Raw genomic sequence first — 3,519 nt, 5'->3', positions numbered from 1 at the left:
ATGTTTTTTAAAAGTGTTGATTTACCGGCGCCGTTTTTCCCAAGTAATCCATAGATATGTCCTTTGTTTAGTGTCAGATCAAGATCTTTAAAAAGCAAAGGCTTGCGAGGGTAGGCAAAACTCAGGTTCTTAATTTCTATCATGTTAATAGTGTATTAGTATAATAGTACACTACAAATATAAAGCAGTTTTTTACATTTCAAAAAATATTTTTATAAAATCGTATTCAGGTTCTTTAATGATATTATTTGCGCCTGATGGCCTGTTTTTGCAATGTAAATAGCGCAAATAAAAGGAACCGCGACACGCCGTGTTCCTTTTATTTTGCAGACTTTCTTTTTTATGCCACAAGATTAGCTTCGGCGCCAAATGCATGGTCTATCACAATTTTCCAGGTGCCATCAGCTTGCTGCTTCATTACCTCAATGCCTTTGGCACTTATCTTTACTTCATTGCCATCTGTGATACTCCATTCAGATCTCCCCACAGCAATGTTTCCCGTTTGAAGACAATAAACAGTTTTAATTTCCATTTTTCCTTTAATGGATAAAATAGCTTTTATTGCTTCTTCAAATTTTTCTTTGCCAGATACAGGTTTCCCCGGTTCCGGAACAATAATTCCCGTAACATCATACATGTTCAATACCGTTGCTACATCACCTGTGTTGAAGGCAGCCGCTAAGGTTGCATGAGCGTCTTCTGCTCTTTTTGGTAGGTTCATTTTTTTAATTTTTATTGTGAATAGAAAATCATGAAAGAATTGACGAGAAGTTTTTATCGTTGTTAATTGTCTTTGCCAGTTTTGCGGCATTATCATAGACTTTGTTAAACAGGAACGGACCCATGCTGATCCTTTTGACTCCCAGCGATTTTAACTCCTCAAAATTTGGCAGGTTGGGCATACACATTACGTTAATGGGGAGGTTGGTAGCTTTCACCACTTCTTTAATGTCATTCTTATTGGTAATACAAGGAACAAAAATCCCGCTGGCACCCGAATTTTCGTAACTTTTAATACGGGCAAGTGTTTCGGCAAGAGCGGTCGGCATGCCAAGCAGGAAGCCGTCGGTCCTGATATTTAAAAATAGTTGTAAATTATTCCGGCTTATATGATCTGCCACTGCCGAAAGGATTTTTTGAAAGTCAGAAACGGATTGAAATTGCCGCGTAACACCGGCAATAGTATCTTCCAGGTTTATACCGGCTACACCGGCATCGTGTAGTTTATTTATATTTTCGATAATACCGTCAACGGAACGACTGTATCCGCCTTCCATATCAACCGAAAAAGGGATGCTGACTACTTCAACCACTCTTTTAGCCAATTGAAGCAGAATTTCGAACGGTAAGTTTTCTCCGTCTTCATACCCAAGCGAATTTGACAATGCCTGACTTGATATGCCAATTGCTTTATAATCATTGGCCTCAAATATTTTTGCACTATTTACATCCCAGATGTTGCCTAACAGGAGGGGGTTGGAGTTTTGATGCAGTTGTTTAAATGTTTCGAAAGAATTCATATAACCTTTGTTTAATAATTAATAAAACAAAGGTATTGCAGTGCTGAACACTAAAATTGTATAAACCGGAACCGTTTCGAAATTATTGAAGTAACAGCTGGTTAACGGGCGAGAGGTTTTCCAGGTATGCCGAAGGTGTAACGCCGGTAAATGATTTAAAATCCCTTATAAAGTGTGATTGGTCAAAGTAGCCACAGTCGTAGGCAATGGAAGTGAAAGGCTGTTCATTTTTAGCAATGAGCTTTAGGCTGAATTGAAACCGGTTTATTTTATTGAATGATGTAGGAGAGAGGCCTGTATTTTGGTAAATTAATTTGTGCAGATAACGGGGTGTAATACCATGTTTTGATGCAATATTACTTAGATTGTTTTCTGCCGGATCTTTTTTTATACTCGTTAAAATGTTGGCAACTTTATCAATCCTGAAGGATTTTTTTTCATTGGCTATCAATCTTTTCAATAAAAATATTTCTATAAGTTCTATTCTTTTAGAAATGTCTTTTGTTTCCAAAAGAATAGAATGTAAGATTTTCACCGGGTTGCCTATTATATCATAAAGATCAGAAACATGGTCGTTAAATACTCTAATTTCATCATTAAGAAAATATGCCGCCGAATGTGTAAAAAATTTAATGCCAAGCATGGTATGCCTGCCTTTTGATCTTATTGCTAATGGTTTTGTGATCTGCCCCCATAATTCTATTTGAGGGGTTTTGAAGAATTGATTTTCAACTGATGATTCCCAGGTGCCTTCACCAAGATTAAAAATTATTTCCATACCGCCACTTGGAAATACAGTATCCTCAAATTCAACGTCTGAATCAGATTCAAAGATATAATAGTGCCTTATGTAGGGCTTTAAGATATCAGACGGAGAAAAATATTTAAATTCCATATGGGGCTATTTATTCCGGTCACTGCTGAAAGAATCTCTGAACATTTTCCATCCATCTGGCGTCTTCTTCCACAACACTAAAAATTTACCATTATCAAATATTGTATTGCTGGCATCAAATGATTGCCAAAATCCCACTTCGGTAACAAACTCTTTGCCATCGCCATATACATCAGTTGTAATAAATTTACCATTTCTGAGGCCTATCTGATAATAGGCTTTTCTGAAAAACTCAAGTGGTGCATCTGCACCGCACAGCGCTTGCGTATTTGGCGGCATAATCCAGCAATCTTTTGCATAGCGATCAATGAATATGGATGAGTCCCCTTTTGCGAAAGCCTGAAAATAGATGCTATTACTTTCTGCTATTGCTTTTTTTGCTTCATCTAAATTTGACTTTTCCTTTGGTTGTTGAGCATCACAATTATAAAACAAAAATAATATTGCAAGCAGTTGAATCACAATATAAATATTTTTTCTTTTCATAGTATGGAATCATTTTAGTTTAAAGATTGTTTACAAAATTAAGGAAGCCGCAGACTTTCAAATTGTATAAATCGGAACAGGGGTTTCGTTACTGATTCTGGCTCGTTTTATAATGCAAATATATACTAATCGGTATATTTATTGTAAAACCACTTGTTGAGCAGCAAATAGCTTAAATTTATTGATGATATTAATCAGGTAAATTAAGACCCTATTGTCAGTGGTTGTTCAAAAGAATTATTGCTATTCTTTTTGAGCAGGAATATTATTTAAACTTGCAGATATTTGTTTAAACATCAATTGTTAAAATATATAGTGACATGGAAGTAGGAATAGATAGTTTTGCTGCGGCGATGTTTGATGATAGCAAGGACACGGCCACCCGAAATGTAAATGCAATGGCTCAATTGTTAGAAAGAATTGAACGTGCAGATCAGGCTGGACTGGATGTGTTTGGCATTGGCGAGCATCACCGGAAGGAGTTTTTAGATTCGGCGCCAACCATGATCCTTGCAGCTGCGGCAGCACGTACCAGGCGAATTCGTTTAACAAGCGCCGTAACGGTTATCAGCGCGGCTGACCCGGTAAGGGTATTTCAAAACTTCGCTACTTTAGATC

General features: G+C 36.9%; 6 protein-coding genes. 1 reads left to right on the top strand and 5 read right to left on the bottom strand.

Annotated features, from left to right (window positions below):
• The 5 genes from JWR61_RS03505 to JWR61_RS03485 all read right to left on the bottom strand — a co-directional run.
• A partial coding sequence (locus JWR61_RS03505; RefSeq protein ID WP_301926473.1) for an ATP-binding cassette domain-containing protein occupies positions 1-143 on the bottom strand: 143 nt, incomplete at its 3' end.
• A 197-nt stretch (positions 144-340) separates the two neighbouring features.
• Entirely contained in the window at positions 341-721 is a 381-nt protein-coding gene (locus JWR61_RS03500) for a DUF4440 domain-containing protein (RefSeq protein WP_301926472.1), read from the bottom strand.
• A gap of 28 nt (positions 722-749) precedes the next feature.
• Positions 750-1,520, bottom strand: coding sequence for an isocitrate lyase/phosphoenolpyruvate mutase family protein (locus tag JWR61_RS03495; protein WP_301926471.1), 771 nt, complete (start codon positions 1,518-1,520; stop codon positions 750-752).
• Between the two features lie 82 nt (positions 1,521-1,602).
• The gene (locus tag JWR61_RS03490; protein WP_301926470.1) at positions 1,603-2,415 is read right to left on the bottom strand and encodes a helix-turn-helix transcriptional regulator; all 813 of its coding nucleotides are present in this window, start codon (positions 2,413-2,415) and stop codon (positions 1,603-1,605) included.
• A 6-nt stretch (positions 2,416-2,421) separates the two neighbouring features.
• Complete coding sequence (locus JWR61_RS03485; RefSeq protein WP_301926469.1) at positions 2,422-2,901, bottom strand: DUF4440 domain-containing protein; 480 nt, start codon at positions 2,899-2,901, stop codon at positions 2,422-2,424.
• Positions 2,902-3,221: 320 nt separating this feature from the next.
• Here JWR61_RS03485 and JWR61_RS03480 point away from each other — a divergent pair.
• The coding region (locus JWR61_RS03480) for an LLM class flavin-dependent oxidoreductase (protein ID WP_301926468.1) at positions 3,222-3,519 on the top strand (298 nt) is incomplete at its 3' end.

Source organism: Ferruginibacter sp. (assembly GCF_028288465.1).
Classification (GTDB): Bacteria; Bacteroidota; Bacteroidia; order Chitinophagales; family Chitinophagaceae; genus Ferruginibacter.
The sequence above is the reverse complement of the archived record's forward strand: the minus strand, read 5'-3'. Positions and strand labels throughout refer to the sequence as shown.

Bases quoted from the DNA above. Each gene is read 5' to 3' on its own strand.
- JWR61_RS03485 (WP_301926469.1), bottom strand. From the start codon at position 2,901: ATGAAAAGAAAAAATATTTATATTGTGATTCAACTGCTTGCAATATTA.
- JWR61_RS03495 (WP_301926471.1), bottom strand. From the start codon at position 1,520: ATGAATTCTTTCGAAACATTTAAACAACTGCATCAAAACTCCAACCCC.
- JWR61_RS03490 (WP_301926470.1), bottom strand. From the start codon at position 2,415: ATGGAATTTAAATATTTTTCTCCGTCTGATATCTTAAAGCCCTACATA.
- JWR61_RS03500 (WP_301926472.1), bottom strand. From the start codon at position 721: ATGAACCTACCAAAAAGAGCAGAAGACGCTCATGCAACCTTAGCGGCT.